Annotated in this window: 18 protein-coding genes; 9 read left to right on the top strand and 9 right to left on the bottom strand. The window is 70.1% G+C overall.

Going from position 1 to position 18,115, the window contains the following annotated elements:
* The 7 genes from HMPREF3086_RS04695 to HMPREF3086_RS04665 form a co-directional block, all read left to right on the top strand.
* Nucleotides 1-734: DUF6049 family protein (locus HMPREF3086_RS04695; protein ID WP_305790928.1), on the top strand; the 734-nt coding region annotated here is incomplete at its 5' end.
* A complete protein-coding gene (murJ, locus tag HMPREF3086_RS04690; RefSeq protein ID WP_070720433.1) occupies nucleotides 731-2,608 on the top strand; it encodes a murein biosynthesis integral membrane protein MurJ in 1,878 nt (625 codons plus the stop codon). The genes HMPREF3086_RS04695 and murJ, both read left to right, overlap by 4 nt.
* Before the next feature lie 87 nt (nucleotides 2,609-2,695).
* Nucleotides 2,696-4,345, top strand: a complete 1,650-nt coding sequence (locus HMPREF3086_RS04685) for a protein kinase family protein (protein ID WP_070720430.1) — start codon at nucleotides 2,696-2,698, stop codon at nucleotides 4,343-4,345.
* A 50-nt stretch (nucleotides 4,346-4,395) separates the two neighbouring features.
* Nucleotides 4,396-5,013, top strand: a complete 618-nt coding sequence (sigM, locus tag HMPREF3086_RS04680; protein ID WP_083324304.1) for an RNA polymerase sigma factor SigM — start codon at nucleotides 4,396-4,398, stop codon at nucleotides 5,011-5,013.
* 133 nt (nucleotides 5,014-5,146) lie between these two features.
* Complete coding sequence (trxB, locus tag HMPREF3086_RS04675; RefSeq protein WP_007629618.1) at nucleotides 5,147-6,079, top strand: thioredoxin-disulfide reductase; 933 nt, start codon at nucleotides 5,147-5,149, stop codon at nucleotides 6,077-6,079.
* Between the two features lie 38 nt (nucleotides 6,080-6,117).
* A complete protein-coding gene (gene trxA, locus HMPREF3086_RS04670) occupies nucleotides 6,118-6,462 on the top strand; it encodes a thioredoxin (protein WP_007629616.1) in 345 nt (114 codons plus the stop codon).
* A 127-nt stretch (nucleotides 6,463-6,589) separates the two neighbouring features.
* On the top strand, nucleotides 6,590-7,780 hold the full coding sequence (locus HMPREF3086_RS04665; RefSeq protein ID WP_070720428.1) for an N-acetylmuramoyl-L-alanine amidase: 1,191 nt from the start codon (nucleotides 6,590-6,592) through the stop codon (nucleotides 7,778-7,780).
* Between the two features lie 64 nt (nucleotides 7,781-7,844).
* On the opposite strand, the gene HMPREF3086_RS04660 is transcribed toward HMPREF3086_RS04665, so the two are convergent.
* The 9 genes from HMPREF3086_RS04660 to rpmH all read right to left on the bottom strand — a co-directional run bounded on the left by HMPREF3086_RS04660 (nucleotide 7,845) and on the right by rpmH (nucleotide 14,293).
* Nucleotides 7,845-8,507: a hypothetical protein gene (locus HMPREF3086_RS04660; RefSeq protein WP_061228197.1), complete on the bottom strand. Its 663-nt coding sequence runs from the start codon at nucleotides 8,505-8,507 to the stop codon at nucleotides 7,845-7,847.
* Entirely contained in the window at nucleotides 8,504-9,676 is a 1,173-nt protein-coding gene (locus HMPREF3086_RS04655) for a ParB/RepB/Spo0J family partition protein (RefSeq protein ID WP_070720426.1), read from the bottom strand. The genes HMPREF3086_RS04660 and HMPREF3086_RS04655 overlap by 4 nt, the downstream gene beginning before the upstream one ends.
* Nucleotides 9,673-10,677, bottom strand: a complete 1,005-nt coding sequence (locus HMPREF3086_RS04650; protein ID WP_070720425.1) for a ParA family protein — start codon at nucleotides 10,675-10,677, stop codon at nucleotides 9,673-9,675. Before HMPREF3086_RS04650 ends, HMPREF3086_RS04655 begins: the two co-directional genes overlap by 4 nt.
* Before the next feature lie 110 nt (nucleotides 10,678-10,787).
* Complete coding sequence (gene rsmG / locus HMPREF3086_RS04645) at nucleotides 10,788-11,507, bottom strand: 16S rRNA (guanine(527)-N(7))-methyltransferase RsmG (protein ID WP_070720423.1); 720 nt, start codon at nucleotides 11,505-11,507, stop codon at nucleotides 10,788-10,790.
* Between the two features lie 134 nt (nucleotides 11,508-11,641).
* Nucleotides 11,642-12,130 (bottom strand): Jag family protein, encoded by a 489-nt coding sequence (locus HMPREF3086_RS04640; RefSeq protein ID WP_070720422.1) that lies wholly within the window; start codon nucleotides 12,128-12,130, stop codon nucleotides 11,642-11,644.
* Between the two features lie 128 nt (nucleotides 12,131-12,258).
* Nucleotides 12,259-13,461: a membrane protein insertase YidC gene (yidC, locus tag HMPREF3086_RS04635; RefSeq protein WP_070720420.1), complete on the bottom strand. Its 1,203-nt coding sequence runs from the start codon at nucleotides 13,459-13,461 to the stop codon at nucleotides 12,259-12,261.
* A gap of 17 nt (nucleotides 13,462-13,478) precedes the next feature.
* Complete coding sequence (gene yidD / locus HMPREF3086_RS04630) at nucleotides 13,479-13,748, bottom strand: membrane protein insertion efficiency factor YidD (RefSeq protein ID WP_061228202.1); 270 nt, start codon at nucleotides 13,746-13,748, stop codon at nucleotides 13,479-13,481.
* 20 nt (nucleotides 13,749-13,768) lie between these two features.
* The gene (rnpA, locus tag HMPREF3086_RS04625) at nucleotides 13,769-14,131 is read right to left on the bottom strand and encodes a ribonuclease P protein component (protein WP_043567366.1); all 363 of its coding nucleotides are present in this window, start codon (nucleotides 14,129-14,131) and stop codon (nucleotides 13,769-13,771) included.
* An 18-nt stretch (nucleotides 14,132-14,149) separates the two neighbouring features.
* Nucleotides 14,150-14,293, bottom strand: coding sequence for a 50S ribosomal protein L34 (rpmH, locus tag HMPREF3086_RS04620; RefSeq protein ID WP_007629603.1), 144 nt, complete (start codon nucleotides 14,291-14,293; stop codon nucleotides 14,150-14,152).
* Nucleotides 14,294-14,829: 536 nt separating this feature from the next.
* On the opposite strand from rpmH, the gene dnaA reads away from it, so the two are divergent.
* Both dnaA and dnaN read left to right on the top strand, forming a co-directional pair.
* A complete protein-coding gene (dnaA, locus tag HMPREF3086_RS04615; protein ID WP_070720419.1) occupies nucleotides 14,830-16,335 on the top strand; it encodes a chromosomal replication initiator protein DnaA in 1,506 nt (501 codons plus the stop codon).
* A gap of 597 nt (nucleotides 16,336-16,932) precedes the next feature.
* Nucleotides 16,933-18,108, top strand: coding sequence for a DNA polymerase III subunit beta (dnaN, locus tag HMPREF3086_RS04610; protein WP_070720417.1), 1,176 nt, complete (start codon nucleotides 16,933-16,935; stop codon nucleotides 18,106-18,108).
* Nucleotides 18,109-18,115: the final 7 nt, after the last annotated feature.

The raw sequence follows: 18,115 nt of genomic DNA, 5'->3' as shown, positions 1-18,115 counted from the left end.
CGGATCCGACCGGCGCGGTCGACCCCGGCGCGCCCGACCCCGCCGGCGCGGACCGGCGCATCGCCACCGCCCTCGAGGCCGTCGGCACGCTCCGCTCGTTGGTCGACACCTCCGATCCGACCTCCGCGGGCGCCCAGGATCACCTCGACCCGATGGTCACCGACGCCCTGCGGGTCCTCTCGGAGACCGGGCGGCGGGCCGGCGGCGACGGTGTGGACCCCGGATCCGGGACCGGCGAGGACGCACTGGCCCGGTCCGCCGCGCGACTCGACCGGCTCGAGGAGACGGTGAGCGCCTCCCTCGACCGCGTCGACCTCCTGCCGCCGGGCAGCGTCTTCACGATGGCCAGCCCCAACAGCCCGCTCCTGCTCGTGACGCGCAACGCCCTGCCGTTCCCGGTCCGCGTCGGCGTGACGGTGACCGCCCCGGAGGACATCCGGGTGGACCCGGTGGGGGTCGTCCAGATCCCGGCAAGCGGATCGCGCACCCTGCAGGTGCCCACCCAGTCCGACGCCGAGGGCGGCACCCGGCACGCCGTGACCTTCATGCTCACCGGACCCGACGGCCGACCGCTGTCGGAGCCGGTGGAACTGTCCGTCCAGACCGGCGGGTACCCGGTCGCGCAGGCGTTCGCGTTGGCCGCGGCGGCGCTCGCCCTCGTCCTCGGAGGTCGGCGTTACCTGCGCTACCGTCGGGGCATCCTCGACCCCGCGGACGAAGGGCACCGACCGTGAACGACGAGCAGGGGTCCACCGGACCCGAACTGCGCAGACCGGATCCCGGCCTCAGGGCCAGGCGGCGTGAGTCGGGCAGCTGCGTGCTGCCCGACCCGGCGTCGCCGCCGCCGGTCGCCGACTCGTTCGTCCCCGACGCGATCCCTACCCCAGCCATGACGGCCGCCTCCGTGGGCGCGGGGGCCCCGGCTGCCGGCACGTCCGCGGACGGGTCCTCCGAGTCCCGCTCCGGGGGCGGGACCGGGGGCCGCACGCGCGACTCGTCCGACGCGTCCGTGATGCGGTCGACGGGCTCGATGGCCGTGGCCAACCTCGCGAGCCGTATCACCGGCTTCGTCCGGATGATCCTCATCCTCACCGTGCTGGGCCCCGCGGTCGCGTCGGCGTTCAACACCGCCAACACGCTGCCCAACATGATCACCGAGCTCGTGCTGGGTTCGGTGCTCACGGCCATGTTCATGCCGCTGCTGGCCAAGGCGGCGCAGGAGGACGCGGACGGGGGAGTGTCCTTCATCCGCCGCCTGCTCACCGTCACCTCGGCGCTCGCGCTCGGCGCGACGGTGCTCGCCGTGGCGTGCGCGCCGCTGCTCACCGAACTCAACCTCGGCGACGGCGAGGTCAACACCGACCTGGCCACCGCGTTCGCGTTCCTGCTGCTTCCGCAGATCTTCTTCTACGGCGTGTTCTCCGTGATGCTGGCGGTGCTCAACTACAACGGCGTCTTCCGGCCCGGCGCGTGGGCGCCGGTGTGGAACAACGTCGTCGCGATCGCCACGCTCGCCCTGTTCGCGGTGGTGGGCAGCGGTATCGACCCTGCGGCGCCGGTCAACCTGCTCAGCGGCCCGATCCTGCTGCTCGGTCTGGGCACGACGCTCGGCGTGGTCGTCCAGGCCGCCGTCCTCGTCCCCGCGCTGCGCCGCGCCGGTGTCGACCTGCGCCCGCAGTGGGGGCTCGACCCGCGGATCAAGCAGTTCGGCGGGCACGCGCTGGCCGGCGTGACGTACGTGCTCATCTCGCAGGTCGGTCTGGTCATGACCAACCGCATCGGCGCCGCCGCCGACGAGGCCGCCATCGCGATCTACCAGACCTATTGGCTGCTGCTGCAGGTCCCGTACGGGATCATCGGCGTCACGCTGCTCACGGCGATCAACCCCCGCCTGGCGGACAACGGCGTCGCCGGCCGGAACGACGCGGTCGTGCGCGACATCTCGCTGGGCACCCGGCTGTCCCTGTTCGGCCTCCTGCCGATCATCGCCTTCATGACGGCGTTCGGGCCGACCATCGCCACGGGCCTGTTCCGCTACGGCAACTTCGACGCCGACAGCGCCCGGGTCCTCGGCCTCACCGTGGCCGCCGGCGCCTTCACCCTGGTGCCCTACGCGATCGTACTCCTGCAGCAGCGCGTCTTCTACGCCCGTGAGGACTACTGGACGCCCACGGTGATGATCCTCGCGATCACCGTCGTCCGGGTCGTCCTCTCGCTCCTCGTCCCCGCGGTCGCGGACGAGCGCTCGCACGTGGTGATCGGCCTCGCCCTGGCCAACGGCATCGGCTGGGTCGTCGGCGCGGTGGCCGGGTACGTCCTGCTCCGCTCGAAGCTCGGGTCGTTGCGCGGCCGGGAAACCCTCCGGTCCGCCGCGTGGACGCTCGGCGCCTCGGTCGCCGGCGCCCTGGTGGCCCTCGCGGTGGACACGGTGCTGCCGATGGACGCGCTCACCGACGCCGTCGGCAGCATCGGCTACGTGCTCCGCGCGGCGCTCGCCGGTGTCCTCACCCTCGCGGTCACCGGGCTGGTCCTGTCGAGATCCCGTCTGCCGGAACTGGACTCCATCACCCCCGTTCTCCGCGGCCTTGTGGGGCGTCTGAGGCGATAGTCGATTCCCCGGGCGGGCGGTACGTACACTCGAGGGATCACGAGCGGCCGACGGGAGGCCGGGCGCACCAGGCGAGGAGGACAGCGGGTGGGCGATCAGACCGGGGCCCCCGTGGGGTCCGCTTCCCCCACTCCTCCTCGTCTGACCGTCGGCGGCCTCGTCTCCGGTGGCCGGTACGAACTGCTCGAGCCGTGCGGCGGCGTCGCCGGGCAGGCGTTCTGGAAGGCCCGCGACCGGCGCCTCGACAGGTTCGTCGCCCTCACCTTCGTCGACCCCCTTCCCGGCGAGCAGCCCCCGGGCTCGGCCACCGGGGTCCTCGACCGGACCGTCGCCCTGACGTCCGTCTACTCCGACGGCCTCGCGCGCGTGCTCGACGTCATCCGCGGCCGCGCGGGCGGCATCGTCGTCACCGAGTGGATCCCGGGCCGCAGTCTCGCCGCCGCCGTCGCGGAACCCGACCCGGATTCCGCCGTGGGCGCGGTGTGGGGCCTGTCCGACGCCGCGACCCGCGCCGAGGAGGCCGGCCTCGCCCTCGGGTTGGACTCGCCGGACCGGGTCCGCCTCACCGAGGACGGGCGCGCCGTCCTGTCCTTCCCCGGAGTGCGCGAGGGCGCGGACGCCCGCGCCGACGTGCGGGGTCTGGGCGCGGTCCTCTACGCGCTGCTCACCGGGACGTGGCCGCTGCCCCTTCCCGACGGGTCCGACCGGCACGATCCGGCCGACGGGCGCCCGGGGGAGGCCCCGAGGGGCGACGACGACGAGGTCCTCGATCCCACGGTGGTCGGCGCCGGGGTCTCGCCCGAGTCCGCCGTGCTGGCGATGCGGACGCTCGACGGGTCGTCGGTGAGCTCGGCGGCCACCGTGAGGTCCATGGTTGCCGACCGCGTCGGCGGGCCGGTGCGCGCCGCGCGTGTCACCCGCCCGGTGGGCCCGGGCCCGGCGGGCGTCCCGTCCGTCGGGGGTGCCGTCGAGGGTTCCGCGGGTGCGGCGTACGCGGCGCCGTATCCCGAGCCGTATTCCGAGCCGGACCCGGAGACGCAGAAGCGACGCTGGCAGATCATGGCGGGCACCTTCGCCGCGGCGGTCGTGGTGATCGTGCTGATCCTCACCTGGATGCTCGGCGGCTTCGGCGGTGCGAGCAGCGACACCCCGCTGTCGCAGCAGCTCGACGCGATCGAGCGGGCCGCCCAGGCCAGCCGCGCGTCCCAGACGGCCGAGCCCGCGCCGGAGGATCCGGCGGACGCGGACGCGGAGGAGACCGAGCAGGGCACCCCGGACACCCCGGTCGGGGTCTCGACCGTGACGACCTGGCAACCGGCGTCCTCGGCCGGCACGGCGGAGAACTCCGCGAGCGCGCCGAACGTGGCCGACGGTGACCGGTCCACCTCGTGGTCGAGCGACACCTACCGCGCGCAGATCGGTGACTCGCCGTCGGCCTACAAGCCGGGAATCGGGCTGATGTTCACCCTCGACGACGCGCAGGAGGTCCGGCGGGTCGTCCTGCACTCCGATGACGACGACGTGCGCTTCGAGGTGCGCTCGTCGCCCACCGCGACGCCGAGCTCCCTCGACGAGACCACCCGGCTCGGGACGGGCACCGTCCGCGACGGCGAGGCGACCGTGACGATCGACGAGCCCGAGGAGTCGCGGTACCTCCTCGTGTGGATCACCCGGCTCGGCACGTCCGGTGCCCAGGCCTACGACGCCGAGATCACCGAGGTCGAGCTCACCCGCTGACCCGCCCGGCGCCGAGGTGGCACCCCCACCGGCCGAGGCACCGGGTTACCGTGACGCCCGTGAACACCGGTGCCACCGTCACCCCCGCCCCGGCGACGACGCGTGCGTCCCTGCGGGCGGAGTCCCCGCTGACGGACTCGGAGTTGATCGACGCGCACGTCGCCGGCGATCCGGACGCGTTCTCCGCGCTCGTCCGCCGTCACTACGACTACCTGTGGCGGCTGGCCATCCGGACGTCGTTCAACCGCGATGACGCCGCGGAGGCCCTCCAGGAGGCCCTCGTCTCGGCGTACCGCAAGGCGGACACGTTCAAGCACGCCTGCCCCGTCCAGGGATGGCTCTACCGGATCGTGGTCAACGCGTGCCTGGACAAGATGCGCGCCCAACGCCTGCGTACCCATACGCAGCTCACCCCGTCACTGCACGAGCAGGTCACCCTGCGCGATCACTTCCACCAGGATCCCGCCTACGCGATCATCGTCGCCGAGGCGCTGGCGGGCCTGCCCGACGATCAGCGCGACGCCGTCGTCGTCGTCGACATGTTGCGGTGCACCGTGGCCGAGGCCAGCCACCTGCTCAACGTCCCCCCGGGCACCATCAAGAGCCGGTGCGCCCGCGGCCGCGCCAAGCTCGCCGTCCTCCTCGAGGGGGTCACCCTCACCGCGTGAGGGGGAGACCGGGGACACTGGGGGAACAAGCCGCCCCACCCGCGTGTTGAGCCCTGGTGAGTAGGCCTGACACGGTGGTGCAGGTCCGCCACCCTCCCCATCGACCGCCCACCCCGAGGAGCCCCGAGAACTCATGAGCGACACCGTCCACGACGTCATCATCGTCGGATCCGGCCCGGCCGGCTACACCGCCGCCATCTACTCCGCGCGGGCCGAGCTCAAGCCGGTGGTCTTCGAGGGGTCGCAGTTCGGTGGTGCGCTCATGACCACCACCGACGTGGAGAACTTCCCGGGCTTCGCCGAGGGCATGATGGGCCCGGACCTCATGATGCAGATGCGCGAGCAGGCCGAGCGGTTCGGCGCCGACCTCCGGATGGAGGACGTCACGTCGATGGACCTGGCCGGCGACGTGAAGATCGTCCGCGTCGGCGAGGAGGAACACCGTGCCCGCGCCGTCATCCTCGCGATGGGCGCGGCCGCCCGCTACCTCGGCGTCCCGGGGGAGCAGGAGTACCTCGGCCGCGGCGTGAGCTCCTGCGCCACCTGCGACGGCTTCTTCTTCCGCGACAAGCCCATCGTGGTGGTCGGCGGCGGCGACTCGGCCATGGAGGAGGCGACCTTCCTCACCAAATTCGGCTCCTCGGTGACGATCGTTCATCGCCGCGAGGAGTTCCGCGCGTCGAAGATCATGCTCGAGCGGGCCCGCGAGAACGAGAAGATCTCCTTTATCCTCAACACGACCGTCGACCAGGTCGTCGCCGGCAGCACCGGCTCGGTCGAGAAGCTGTGCCTGCGCAACACGGTCACCGGGGAGACGAGTGAGCTCGAGACCGCCGCGATGTTCGTGGCGATCGGCCACGACCCGCGGTCGGAGCTCGTGCGCGACCAGGTCGAGGTGGACGAGGACGGCTACGTCCTCACCGGCCAGACCACCGCCACCTCCATCCCCGGGGTCTTCGCCTGCGGCGATCTCGTCGACAAGCGCTACCGCCAGGCCATCACCGCCGCCGGTTCCGGCTGCTCGGCGTCGATCGACGCCGAGCGTTGGCTCGCCGAGCAGGCCTGACCACAGCCACCCGAACCTCCACCGAAAGGACCGCCATCATGGCCGACACCCCCAACATCGTCGACGTCACCGAGGCCGACTTCGCCGACGCCGTCCTCGCCGCCAGCGCCTCCAAGCCGGTGCTCGTGGACTTCTGGGCCACCTGGTGCCGCCCGTGCACCATGATGGCGCCGGTCCTCAACGAACTCGCGGGCGCCGAGGCCGACAAGCTCACCGTCGCCAAGGTGGACGTCGAGGCCAACCAGGAGCTGGCCGCCGAGTACCAGATCACCGCGATCCCCGCGCTCCTGCTGTTCTCCGAGGGACAGCCCGTGAAGCGCCTCACCGGCGCGAAGTCCAAGTCGGCCCTGCGCTCGGAGCTCAGCGACGTCCTGGGTTCCTGAGGGTCCCGCAAGAAGCTGCTGAGAGACCCCCTGAGCCGTCCCCCGCCGCGCGGCGCGGGAACGGCACTCGGGTGGGTGAGGCGGTAAGTTCATTCGAGTACGTAACTCGAGAGAGCGGGAGGAACCCATGGCGTGGAGGCGTGGTGACCGCGGGCCCGAGGTGGCCGCGATCCGGGCCACCCTCGCTGGGATGGGCCTGCTTCACAACATCGATTCGGTCGGGGTCACCGAGCCGGAGACCGGTTCGGTCCTCGCCCGGACCGACGCGGTGTTCGACGCCGATCTCGAGACGGCCGTTCTGGCCTTCCAGCAGGCCCGTGGGCTGATCTCCGACGGGATCGTGGGTCCGGCGACCCAGGCCGCCCTCGACGACGCCAGCCACGTCCTGGGGACGCGGGATCTGAGCTACATCGTCTCCAAGCCCATGGCCGGGGACGACGTCGCCCAGCTCCAGCGCCGGCTCGGGGAGCTCGGTTTCTACGCCGGTCTCGTCGACGGGACCTTCGGCGCCCTCACCCACGCTGCGGTCACCGACTTCCAGCGGGACTGCGCCCTCGAGGCGGACGGCGTCGTGGGCGCCGAGACCCTCGACACCATCAACCGCTTCTCGACCCTCTTCAAGGGCGGCGACATGGCGTCCCTCGTGGAGAAGGAGCGCGCCCGCACCTCCGGTCCGATGCTCGCCGGCAAGCGGATCGTGCTCGATCCCGGCCCCAGCGGGTCCGAGAACCCGATCCGCATCGAGACCCCGAACGGAACGATCACGGATGCCGAGCTCCTGTGGGACATCACCCGCCGACTCTCCGAGCGGATGAACCAGGCCGGCGTGGAGGTCTTCCTCTCGCGGCCCGAGGCCATGATCCCCACCGATCCCGAGCGCGCGGAGATCGCCAACGCCTTCAACGCCGACCTCGTCATCTCTCTGCGGCTCGACCGCCATCCCAACCCCGTGGGCAACGGCGTGGCGACCTTCTACTTCGGTAACTCGCTGGGCGCGGAGTCCATGCTCGGCGAGGCGCTGTCGGGCTTCACCCAGCGGGAGATCGTCAGCCGCACCGAGCTGCGGGACTGCCGCACGCACGGCCGCAGCTGGCCCCTGTTGCGGATGACCCGGATGCCGTCCGTGCAGATCTACCTCGGGTACGCCCACAACGCCGGCGACCTCGCCATCCTGGGGGACCGGGACGCGCAGGACACGATCATCGATTCGATCCTCGTGGGCGTCAAGCGCCTCTATCTGCTCGACGAGGACGACCATCCCACCGGGTCGATGTCCGTCGACGACCTCATCGACTACGAGCAGCGCCAGCGTAGCTGAGCCCGGCGGGCTGGGCCCGCACACGCGTCACCCGGCCCGGCCGGGCATCACGGCCGGCCGGGCATCACGCCCGAGCCGACGCCCCCGACAGGACACCGACCCGGCGGGTGGCGAAGCCGTGTTCCGCGAACAGTTGATCGAGCGCGCGCTCGACATCCGCCTTCCACAGGTGCTCGCTCTGGATATCGAGGCGGAGCCTCGGATGGGTCTCGTGCGGCGCGATGATGGTGAACCCGTGCTCGATGAGGAAGCTCGTCGCCGGCACGCACGAGTCCGCGCCGCACGTGTCACGTGACGCTATCTCGCCCGTGTCCTCGGACGTTACCCCGAAGGCCTCGATGGCCTTGATGCCGCGACTCCGCAGGTCCACCACGACCGCGTCGAGGAGCGAGGTGAGGACTCCGGCGGGGGCGCCATCCTCGACGCTCATCCCCGCCAGGAGGATCGCGTCGGCGCCGACCGGTGAGGTCGGGAAGCAGGACGCTCGGGGAATCATCCCCGGGGGCGCGTAGAACGCCGCCGCCGCGGGTTTGTCGGCGGCCCGGGCGATCTGTCCGCACACGCCCCACTCGAGCGAGACATGGGAGATCCAAGCCTCCTTCTCGAACTCCGGATCCCCGGGGGAGCCACTCGTCGACTCGCCGTCCGTCTGCCAATAGACGCAACGCCGGGCCCGCGGGCCGAGATGGTCCACGGCGGACAGGTCCAACGAACGAATCGAGATCATCGTGTCGTACCGGTCGACCCGCCCTCGAGTAGAGAGAGGACACGCGCCAGGTCGTCCGCGTCCCCGACATCGATCGTGATGCGGCCCTTGCGGCGACCCATCGTCACCGACACCGAGGTCTCGAAGCGGTCGGACAGTCGACCGGCCACCGCCTCGAGCTCGGGGTCCCTCCGACGACCGCGGGGAGCGGGCTTCGGCTTCTCCTCGGCATCTCCGGCATCACGGTTGGCCAGAGTGACGATCTCCTCCGTGGCGCGGACGGACAAGCCCTCCGCGACGATCCTCGCGGCGAGCTCGTCCTGCGCGGCCGCGCCCGCCTCCAGCCCGAGGAGCGCGCGGGCGTGCCCTGCGGACAGGACGCCTGCGGCAACCCTGCGCTGGACCGCCGTGGGGAGCTGGAGGAGACGGATACTGTTCGTGATGGCCGGCCTGGACCGCCCGATCCGGTTGGCGAGCTCGGACTGCGTCACGTTGAACTCGTCGAGCAGCTGCTGGTACGCGGCCGCCTCCTCCAGGGGATTGAGCTGCACTCGGTGGATGTTCTCGAGCAGGGCGTCGCGGAGGAGGTCCTCGTCCTCCGTCTGACGGACGATCGCGGGGATCGTCGCGAGCTCGGCCCGCTGGCTCGCGCGCCAGCGGCGCTCGCCCATGATGAGCTGATACCGGCCGCCGGACATCTCACGGACGACAATCGGCTGCAGTAGGCCGAACTCCTTCACGGAGTGCGCGAGTTCGGCGAGCGCCTCTTCGTCGAAGTAGGTCCGCGGCTGCTTGGGGTTCGGGTCGATGTCGCTCGGCGAGATCTCCCGGTAGACCGCGCCCGGATCGACCAGGTCAGCGGTTTCACGTGAAACCTCGCTCGTACGCTCGCCGCGCTCGCCGGTCGGCGTTTCACGTGAAACAGCGCCCCGCTCACGACCCCCTCCTGCGGACGCCGAGGATTCGGCGCGGCCCGCACGGGACGCTCCGGCATCGCCGGCGGACTCCGCCGGCGCCGCGGTATCCGCAGCCGCGCGACGGGGGCGCGGGGGAGAGGTACGGGGACCGCCGGCGCGGGGGCCCAGGATCACGTCGGCCGCGTCGCTACCGAGCCGCGGGCCGTCCTCGGGTCCGGTCGGGATCAGGGCCGCCAGCCCACGTCCGAGACCACCCTTGCGTTGCTGACTCATCGACTCTCCTCCGGACGCGTTTCGTCCGCGCTCATGCCGGGGGCGGGGATGCCCACCAACTCGTCAGTCGTCGTATCGCCACCCGGGCTACTCGCCCCCCGGTCGTCCGGCCCCCGGTCGCTTGCGCCCCGGCTGGTGACGCCCCGGCCGTTGATCTCGCGGGCGGCGTCGAGGTAGGCCAGGGCACCTCGGGATCCCGCGTCGTACTGGAGAATGGTCATCCCGAAACCCGGCGCCTCCGACACCTTGACGCTCCGAGGAATGACCGTCCGCAGCACCGTGTCCCCGAAGTGGTTCCGTACCTCGCCCGCGACCTGCTCGGCCAGCTTCGTCCGGCCGTCATACATCGTGAGCATGATCGTCGAGATCTCGAGCTCGGTGTTGAGGTGCTGCTGAATCAGCTCGACGTTGCGCAGCAGCTGCCCCACACCCTCCAGTGCGTAGTACTCGCACTGAATGGGGATGAGCACCTCGCTCGCCGCCACCATCGCGTTAACGGTGAGCAGGCCCAGGGACGGCGGGCAGTCGAGGAAGACGTAGTCGATCCCGAGCAGCCGGAGATCGTCGGGGTGAAGGACCTCGGCCAGCCTCCGCTCCCGGTGGGGCAGGCCGACGAGCTCGATCTCCGAGCCCGCGAGATCGATGGTCGCGGGGATGCAGTACAACCGCTCGGCGTGCGGGCTCTTCTGCATGAGGTCCTCGATCGAGGCCTCCCACATCAGCAGCTCGTAGCTCGACGGCGTCCCCTCGCGGTGGTCCACACCGAGAGCCGTGCTCGCATTCCCCTGAGGGTCCATGTCGATGACGAGGACGCCGAGCCCACCGAGAGCCAGCGCTGCGGCGAGATTGACGGTGGACGTCGTCTTCCCGACGCCGCCCTTCTGGTTGGCGATCGTGATGATGCGCGGCGTCTCAGGCCGGGGGAGCGCGGGGGCATCCCCGTGGAGCACCTCGTTCGCCTGCCTCGCAGCCGCGAAAATCGGGGTCTCGTCGTCGGACATCCGTCACCTTTCGACTTCCATCATGGACACCGGCGGTGCAGCATCCGCTGCCCGTGGAGTCAGTGTTTCACGTGAAACCGACACGATCCCGGGCCGGATGCCCGGGCCGGTCACCGGCCGCGTCGTCCTCCCCCGCGAGATCGCGAGCCACGGTGTCCCATCCTAGTCGCCAGACTGCCGATCACCAGCCTCGTCGGCTCGGCATCGGGGGCGGCTACGGTCTCGACGCGAAGCCCCTCGAAACCGAGCTTGGCGAGCGCCCCGCGATCCCGCTCGACCTCGTCTGCCGCGGACTCACCCTTCAGCGCGACCATTCGCCCGCCGACCCGGAGTAGGGGAGCGGACCACCCGGCCAGCTTGGCCAGCGGCGCGACCGCGCGGGACGTCACGACGTCGGCATTCCCCGCCGTCGCGATGACGGCCTTCTCCTCCGCCCGGCCACGCACCACTCGCACGTCGATACCGAGCTCGTCGATGATCTCCTCGAGGAACGTCACGCGCCGCAGCAGCGGTTCCACGAGCGTCACGCGGAGATCCGGTCGGGCGAGAGCGAGCGGGATCCCGGGCAGGCCGGCGCCGCTGCCGATGTCCACGACCGCCTCCCCGTCCTCGAGTGCCGACGCCGCCGCAGCCGAGTTGAGGACGTGCCGATCCCACAGACGGGGACGCTCGCGCGGCCCCATCAGACCGCGCCCCAGTCCCGCGGTTCCGAGGAACTCGACGTACCGGATCGCCAGTGGGAGACGCTCGCCGAACACGTCCGCGGCGCCTGCGGGCACGCCGCCCAGGCCGCTGTCACGTGTCGTTTCGTCAGTGGTGTCGTCGGTCATGGCGTTGCGCTACCTCCATCGGGCCCAGGCCCGGTTTCACGTGAAACATCGAACTACATCGTTGTCATTCTTCCCCGGACACGCGACAGGGGTGCGAGCCGCTCGACTCGCACCCCTGTCGGGTCCTCACCGCCTCACTCCGGCAGGACGACCACCCGGCGGTTCGGCTCGACGCCGGTCGAGTCCGACGTGACCCCGTCGATCTCCGCGATCGCATCGTGGATGATCTTCCGCTCGAACGGGGTCATCGGTTCCAGCTCCTCCGACTCTCCGGACTCGAGCACCCGCTGGGCGGCGACACGACCGGCATCGGTCAACGCCTCCCGCTTGGCCTCGCGCCATCCGGCGATGTCGAGCATCAGCCGACTCCGGTCACCCAACTCCTGCTGGACGGCCAGACGGGTCAGCTCCTGGATCGCATCGAGCACCGCGCCGTCCGGACCCACGAGCGTGTCGAGATCGTCGCCCCCAACGATGTTCACGACCGCGCGGTCGCCCTCGACATCCAGGTCGATGTCCCCGTCGAAGTCCAGGATGTCGAGGAACTGCTCGAGATAGTCACCGGCAACCTCGCCCTCCTCGACCAATCGTTCCTCGGACACCTCGATGCTCCTCTTGGACATGGACCCGCCTCCGTCGTGACCGCCGATCGCCGTACCCACATGAGCCGACGAGTATCTACCCCAAGTATGGGACAAGGTCCCCGACGCCGGAGCATCGGGGACCTCGTCCAGTGGCGTGCCCTACCGGGTCACCGTTTCTTTTTCTTCTTCTTGTTCTTGGGCCGCGATCCGGAGGCCTTCTGAGCCGGCCTACTCCGCTGACCGCCCGGCGCCTGTGGGCGCTGCCCCGGGCGGGGCCCGCTCGGCGAGGGAGAGGCGGGAGCGGCCTTCGGCGGGACCACCTCGTCGTCGTCCCCCTTCGCCTCATCCGCGCCCACGGTGGGCGCGGTGGCCACGGCGGTACCCGACGCGGCGGCCGACCCGCTCCCACGGCCCTTCTTGGGGTTGACCGGCTTCACCCCGACGCGCGGGGCGAGGGCCTTCTGCTCCTCACGGCGCGCCAGCGCGGCGGCGTCGTCCTCCTTGGCCATCCTCTCGTACAGGAAGTACTGCTGGCCCAGCGTCCACAGGTTGTTGGTGACCATGTAGACGAGGATCGCCATCGGCCAGAACGCGCCGGTCACCAGGATGCCGATGGGGAACGCCCACAGCATCAGCTGGTTCATGATCTTCGCCTGCGGGTTCGCGGCCGCCTCCGGCGACTGGCGCGACAGCGACACACGGGCGTTGAAGTGGGTCGTGACCGCCGAGATGATCATCAGCGGGACGGCGACCAGGATGATGTTCCATCGGGCGAAGTCCAGCGCGGCGCCCGGCTCGACGAAGGCCTGGAACTGCTCGACCGGCTGCGAGATGAACGACGACAGCGGGGCGCCGAACAGGCGGGCGTCGAGGAAGCTCTGGACCTCGTCCGCGTTGAACACGTAGTTGCCCGTGTTGCGCGTCTCCTCGGCCGTCATCCCCAGCGCGCCGAACTGCTCACCCATCCGGTTGAACGAGCGCAGCACGTGGAACAGGCCCAGGAACACCGGGATCTGGATGAGCATGGGCAGGCAGCCCAGCAGAGGGTTGAAGCCCTCCTGCTTCTGCAGCTTGCGGGTCTCGACGGCGAGCTTCTCGCGGTCGTTCTTGTACCGCTTCTGCAGCTCCTTCATCTTGGGCTGCAGCTCCTGCATCTTGCGGGAGAAGCGGATCTGCTTGGCCGCCGGCCAGAACAGCAACGCACGCAGCGTGACGACGAGGAAGATCACCGACAGCGCCCAGATGACGCCGTTGGAGTCCGGCGCCTCGACCCAGGGGAGTAGCCCCCCGAGGAAGGCGAAGATCTTGTGCCAGAACCAGAGGATCCCGGAGATCGGGTAATAGACCAGCGGGTTGGTGATGAACGACATGGGTGTGTGAGTCCTAGCTACGTTCGTGAATTGTGGTCGTGCGCGTCATGCCCGTCCGGAGGATCGGGCGCGCGTGGCTCCGGGACCGGGTCCCACCCGCCGGGCGTCCACGGGCCGCAGCGCAGCAGGCGCCACACAGACAGCCAGGTGCCGTACCAGGCGCCGTGGACACGCACGGCCTCGACGGCGTACGCGCTGCACGTCGGCTCGAAGCGGCAGCTCGGGGGGGTGAGCGGCGAGATGCCCTTCTGATAGAAGTCCAGCATCCACAACAGGACCCGTGCCACGGGTCCCGGCCGGCCCCGGGTCACGATGACCCCCGAGCCCGCGACGCCGCCGCGGCCAACCCGGTTCTCATATCCCGCACCAGATCGGCGTGAGGCGCCGTCGCCGACGCCGGGTTCGCGCGCACGACGACCATGAGGTCCGGGTCGACGTCCGCCAGCACCTCGGCGGCGATATGACGAAGCCGCCGGCTGACCCGGTGGCGTGTCACCGAGTCCCCGACGGCTTTGCTCACGACGAGCCCGAAACGCGGACCGCCCACGCGGACATCCGAGGAGTCCACGTGGGCGTGTACGACCATGGTGCGGCGGCCCTTCCTGGCACCCTTGCGCACCACCGTCGCGAAATCAGCGGAACGGTGGAGCCGGTGCGACCTGGGAAGCACGCGCCACCCCGGCCGGGATCAGGCCGTCAGCGAGGCGCGGCCCTTGCGACGACGGGCGCCGACGATGCCACGGCCGGCGCGCGTGCGCATCCGGAGACGGAAACCGTGCACCTTGGCACGACGACGGTTGTTCGGCTGGAAAGTCCGCTTGCCCTTGGCCATGGTTGGCTCCTCACGTGAAGTCGGCGCCGTGACCAGCGCCTGTTCGAGTACGAGACGTCGTCGAATCACCGGGGTCGGCGGCACCACGACGCGCCGTACGCCCGCGGGCGCACGACAGACTGTTCAAGATTACGCGCACCACGCGCCGGCCACCAAACCGTGTAATCCCATTCGTCCCACCGTCGCCACTTCGCAGGACATCTCGACACGCCCACGGCCGCGATGCTTGACTTCCGGCCTCCAGTCGATCTTGAGGGTTGCCCCTGGCTGGGACGTGTTGTTACGGTCATTCACCAACGAGCCCCCCGGGCTGTACATAACCTCAGATCCGAACCAGTACCACCGATCCCTCGCCGCTGATCCTCCACCTGCGCACGGCCCGTGGGTGAAGTCTGTCATCCCACAGCTGTGGACAACCATGTGGATACCTCAGTGGACCTGGGTCGGAGCCTGTGGATAGAGTGTGGTGTCCGGCCTGGCCGGCCCCCCGGCCCGCCGGGATCGCCCGACACGCTGACGAGAGGAGACCACCCACCGTGTCTTCTGAACTCGAACACGTGTGGAGTGCCGTCCTCGACAGGCTCACCGATCCCGAGTTGGCCAGTGACGACAACCCGGCCCTGTCCCGCCAGCAGCAGGCGTGGCTCCGGCTCGTCCAGCCGATCGCCGTGGTCAACGGCTTCGCGATGCTCGCCGCGCCGTCGGCCTTCGCCCGCGACAACATCGAATCCGTCCTGCGCGGACCCATCACCCGCGCCCTGAGCGCGCAGCTCGGCGAGCCCGTCGACCTCGCCGTAAAGGTCGACACCTCCCTGGCCGGCGGGCAACCGCCCACCGACGACCAGGACGACCAGGTCATCGACGCCGACGAGATCCATCGCCCGGCCGCCGAGGAGGAGCACCCGCCGGCCACCACACGGCCCCGGCGGATGACCGAGGAACAGATCGCCGCCGAGCGACTCCTCCACGGCAGCGACCGCGACGAGGCGCTGTCCGCCGCGACGGCCCCCGGCCTCAACGAGCGCTACACCTTCAGCGCGTTCGTCCAGGGCAACTCCAACAGGTTCGCCAGGGCCGCCGCACTCGCCGTGGCCGAGGCGCCCGCCCGTGCGTACAACCCCCTGTTCATCTGGGGCGAATCCGGTCTCGGCAAGACTCACCTGCTCCACGCCATCGGGCACTATTCGTTGCGCATGTACTCCGAACAGAAGGTCAAGTACGTCTCGACCGAGGAGTTCACCAACGACTTCATCAACTCCGTCCGCGACGGCCGCCAGAACATGTTCAAGAAGCGGTACCGCGAGGCGGACATCCTGCTGGTGGACGACATCCAGTTCCTGATCGGCAAGGAGCAGGTCCAGGAGGAGTTCTTCCACACCTTCAACACGATCCACAACGCGCAGAAGCAGATCGTGATCTCCTCCGACCGGCCGCCCAAGCAGCTGCAGCCCCTCGAGGACCGACTACGTACGCGGTTCGAGTGGGGGCTGATCACCGACATCCAGCCGCCCGAGCTCGAGACACGCATCGCGATCCTGGACAAGAAGGCGAAGTCCGAGAACTACGTCGTCCCCCGGGACGTCCTCGAGCTCATCGCCACCCGCGTCCAGCGCAACATCCGCGAACTCGAGGGCGCGCTCATCCGTGTGGTGGCGTTCGCGTCCCTCAACGGGCACGAGATCGACGTGCCGCTCGCCGAGATCGTTCTGCGCGACGTGGTCTCCGACGACGATTCGCTACAGATCTCCGCGGCGACCATCATGGCGGTGACCGCCGAGTTCTTCTCCACGAGCATCGACGAACTGTGCGGAACGTCCAAGACCCGGTCGCTCTCCCGGGCGCGGCAGATCGCCATGTACCTCTGCCGCGAACTCACCGACCTCTCCCTCCCCAAGATCGGCGTCACCTTCGGCGGCAAGGACCACACCACGGTCATGTACGCCCAGCGCAAGATCCTCAAGGAGATCAAGGACGACCGGCGTACCTACGATCAGATCCAGGAGCTCACCGCCCGGATCAAGGAGCGCTCCCGCTCGCTCTGAGGGCCCCTCGTACCGTCCCCCTTCCCCTCATACGGGCTGATTCGTCGTGCGCGCGGGTCGCCGCGTCGCCGCGACCCCTGTCATCCGCCCCGGGAACGTCGTATCCCGTTGCCTGCGCCCGTCATGTCACGGCGCCCGCGACCGCGTCGCGACACAACTGAGACCCCCCGCGACCCCCTTCGTCACATCGTTCACAGCTGTGGACAAAGCTGTGGGATCTTGTGGACCGACGGTGGACAGAGGGTGGACGGAGTCTTGTGATTCCACCGGGGCGCTCGACCAAATCACAAGAATCGACAGACGCGTTCACACGACGAAATCCGCCGAGACCTGTGATTACAGGTCTCGGCTCACAATTTCACAGGACCTACTACTACCTCTTATCTCTCTTGAGAGTTCTTGTAAGAAGTAGGGATGTGGAACGGCGAGCCTGCTTGACCGGTTACGCCGACTCCGTGTGCCCACTGTCGGTGCGAGCGGTTACCCTCATGGAGACGTTCCGCCGACCGCGGCGTGCACGTACGGCACGACCCCCGAAACAGACCACTCGTCCAGATACCGGCAGCCGGTATCCGCCCCGCCTGAAAGAGGTCATCGATGGAGATCACGGATCCGACGTTCCGCGTCACCCGCGAGGACTTCGCGGACTCCGTGGCCTGGGTCGCCCGCACGCTGCCCTCGCGGCCGTCGGTGCCGATCCTCGGCGGCGTCCTGCTCGAGGCGGACTCGGGTCTGACGATCTCGGGGTTCGACTACGAGACGTCAGCGCAGGTCTCGGTACCCGCGGAGGTGTCCGAGCCGGGCAGCACGCTGGTGTCCGGGCGGCTGTTGGCCGACATCGCCCGCGCCCTGCCCGACCGCCCGGTCGAGGTGGTGGTCACCGCGCAGAAGATGTACATCACCTGCGGCTCCGCGAAGTTCACCCTCCCGACCATGCCGGTCGAGGACTACCCGCAGCTTCCGGCCATGCCGGAGGTCACCGGCTCCGCCGAGGTCGACGCGTTCTCGGAGGCCGTGGGCCAGGTCGTCGTCGCGGCCGGCAAGGACGACACCCTCCCGATGCTCACCGGCATCCGTATGGAGATCAAGGGCACCCGGGTCACGCTCATCGCGACCGACCGGTTCCGCCTGGCCATCCGGGAGTTCGACTGGGAGCCGGCTCGCGAGGACGTCACCGTCGAGGTGCTCATCCCGGCCAAGGCGCTGTCCGAGGTCACCCGCTCGGCCGGACACGGTGGTCGAGTCGACCTCAGCCTCGGGGCGGGTTCCAACGTCGGGGCCGAGGGCATCCTCGGTGTGCTGGTCTCCGGTCAGCGCACCACCACCCGCCTGCTCGACGCCGAGTTCCCCAAGGTCCGGCAGCTGCTGCCGCCCCAGCACACGTCCGTCGCGGTCGTCGAGGTCGACGCCCTCGTGCAGGCGATCAAGCGTGTCGCGCTCGTCGCCGACCGCGGCGTCCAGGTCCGCATGGCGTTCAGCGAGGGCGAACTCGCGCTCTCGGCCGGCGGGGACGACGCCGCGCAGGCCAACGAGTCGCTCCCGGTGGACTTCGTCGGCGAGCCGCTGACCATCGCCTTCAACCCCGGCTACCTGCTCGATGGCCTGGGCAGCATCCACTCCGCCCGCGTCGCGTTCGGGTTCACGCAGCCCAGCCGCCCCGCAGTCCTGCGACCCGCACCCGAGACCCTCCCCGAGCCGGGCGCCGACGGCGCCATCGCGCCCGTCGAGTCGGACCACACCTACCTGCTCATGCCCGTGCGCCTGCCGGGCTGAGCCCGCG

Source organism: Dietzia sp. HMSC21D01, assembly GCF_001815995.1.
Taxonomy (GTDB): Bacteria; Actinomycetota; Actinomycetes; order Mycobacteriales; family Mycobacteriaceae; genus Dietzia; species Dietzia cinnamea.
Note: the sequence above shows the minus strand (reverse complement) of the source record. Positions and strands in the feature narration are given on the sequence as shown.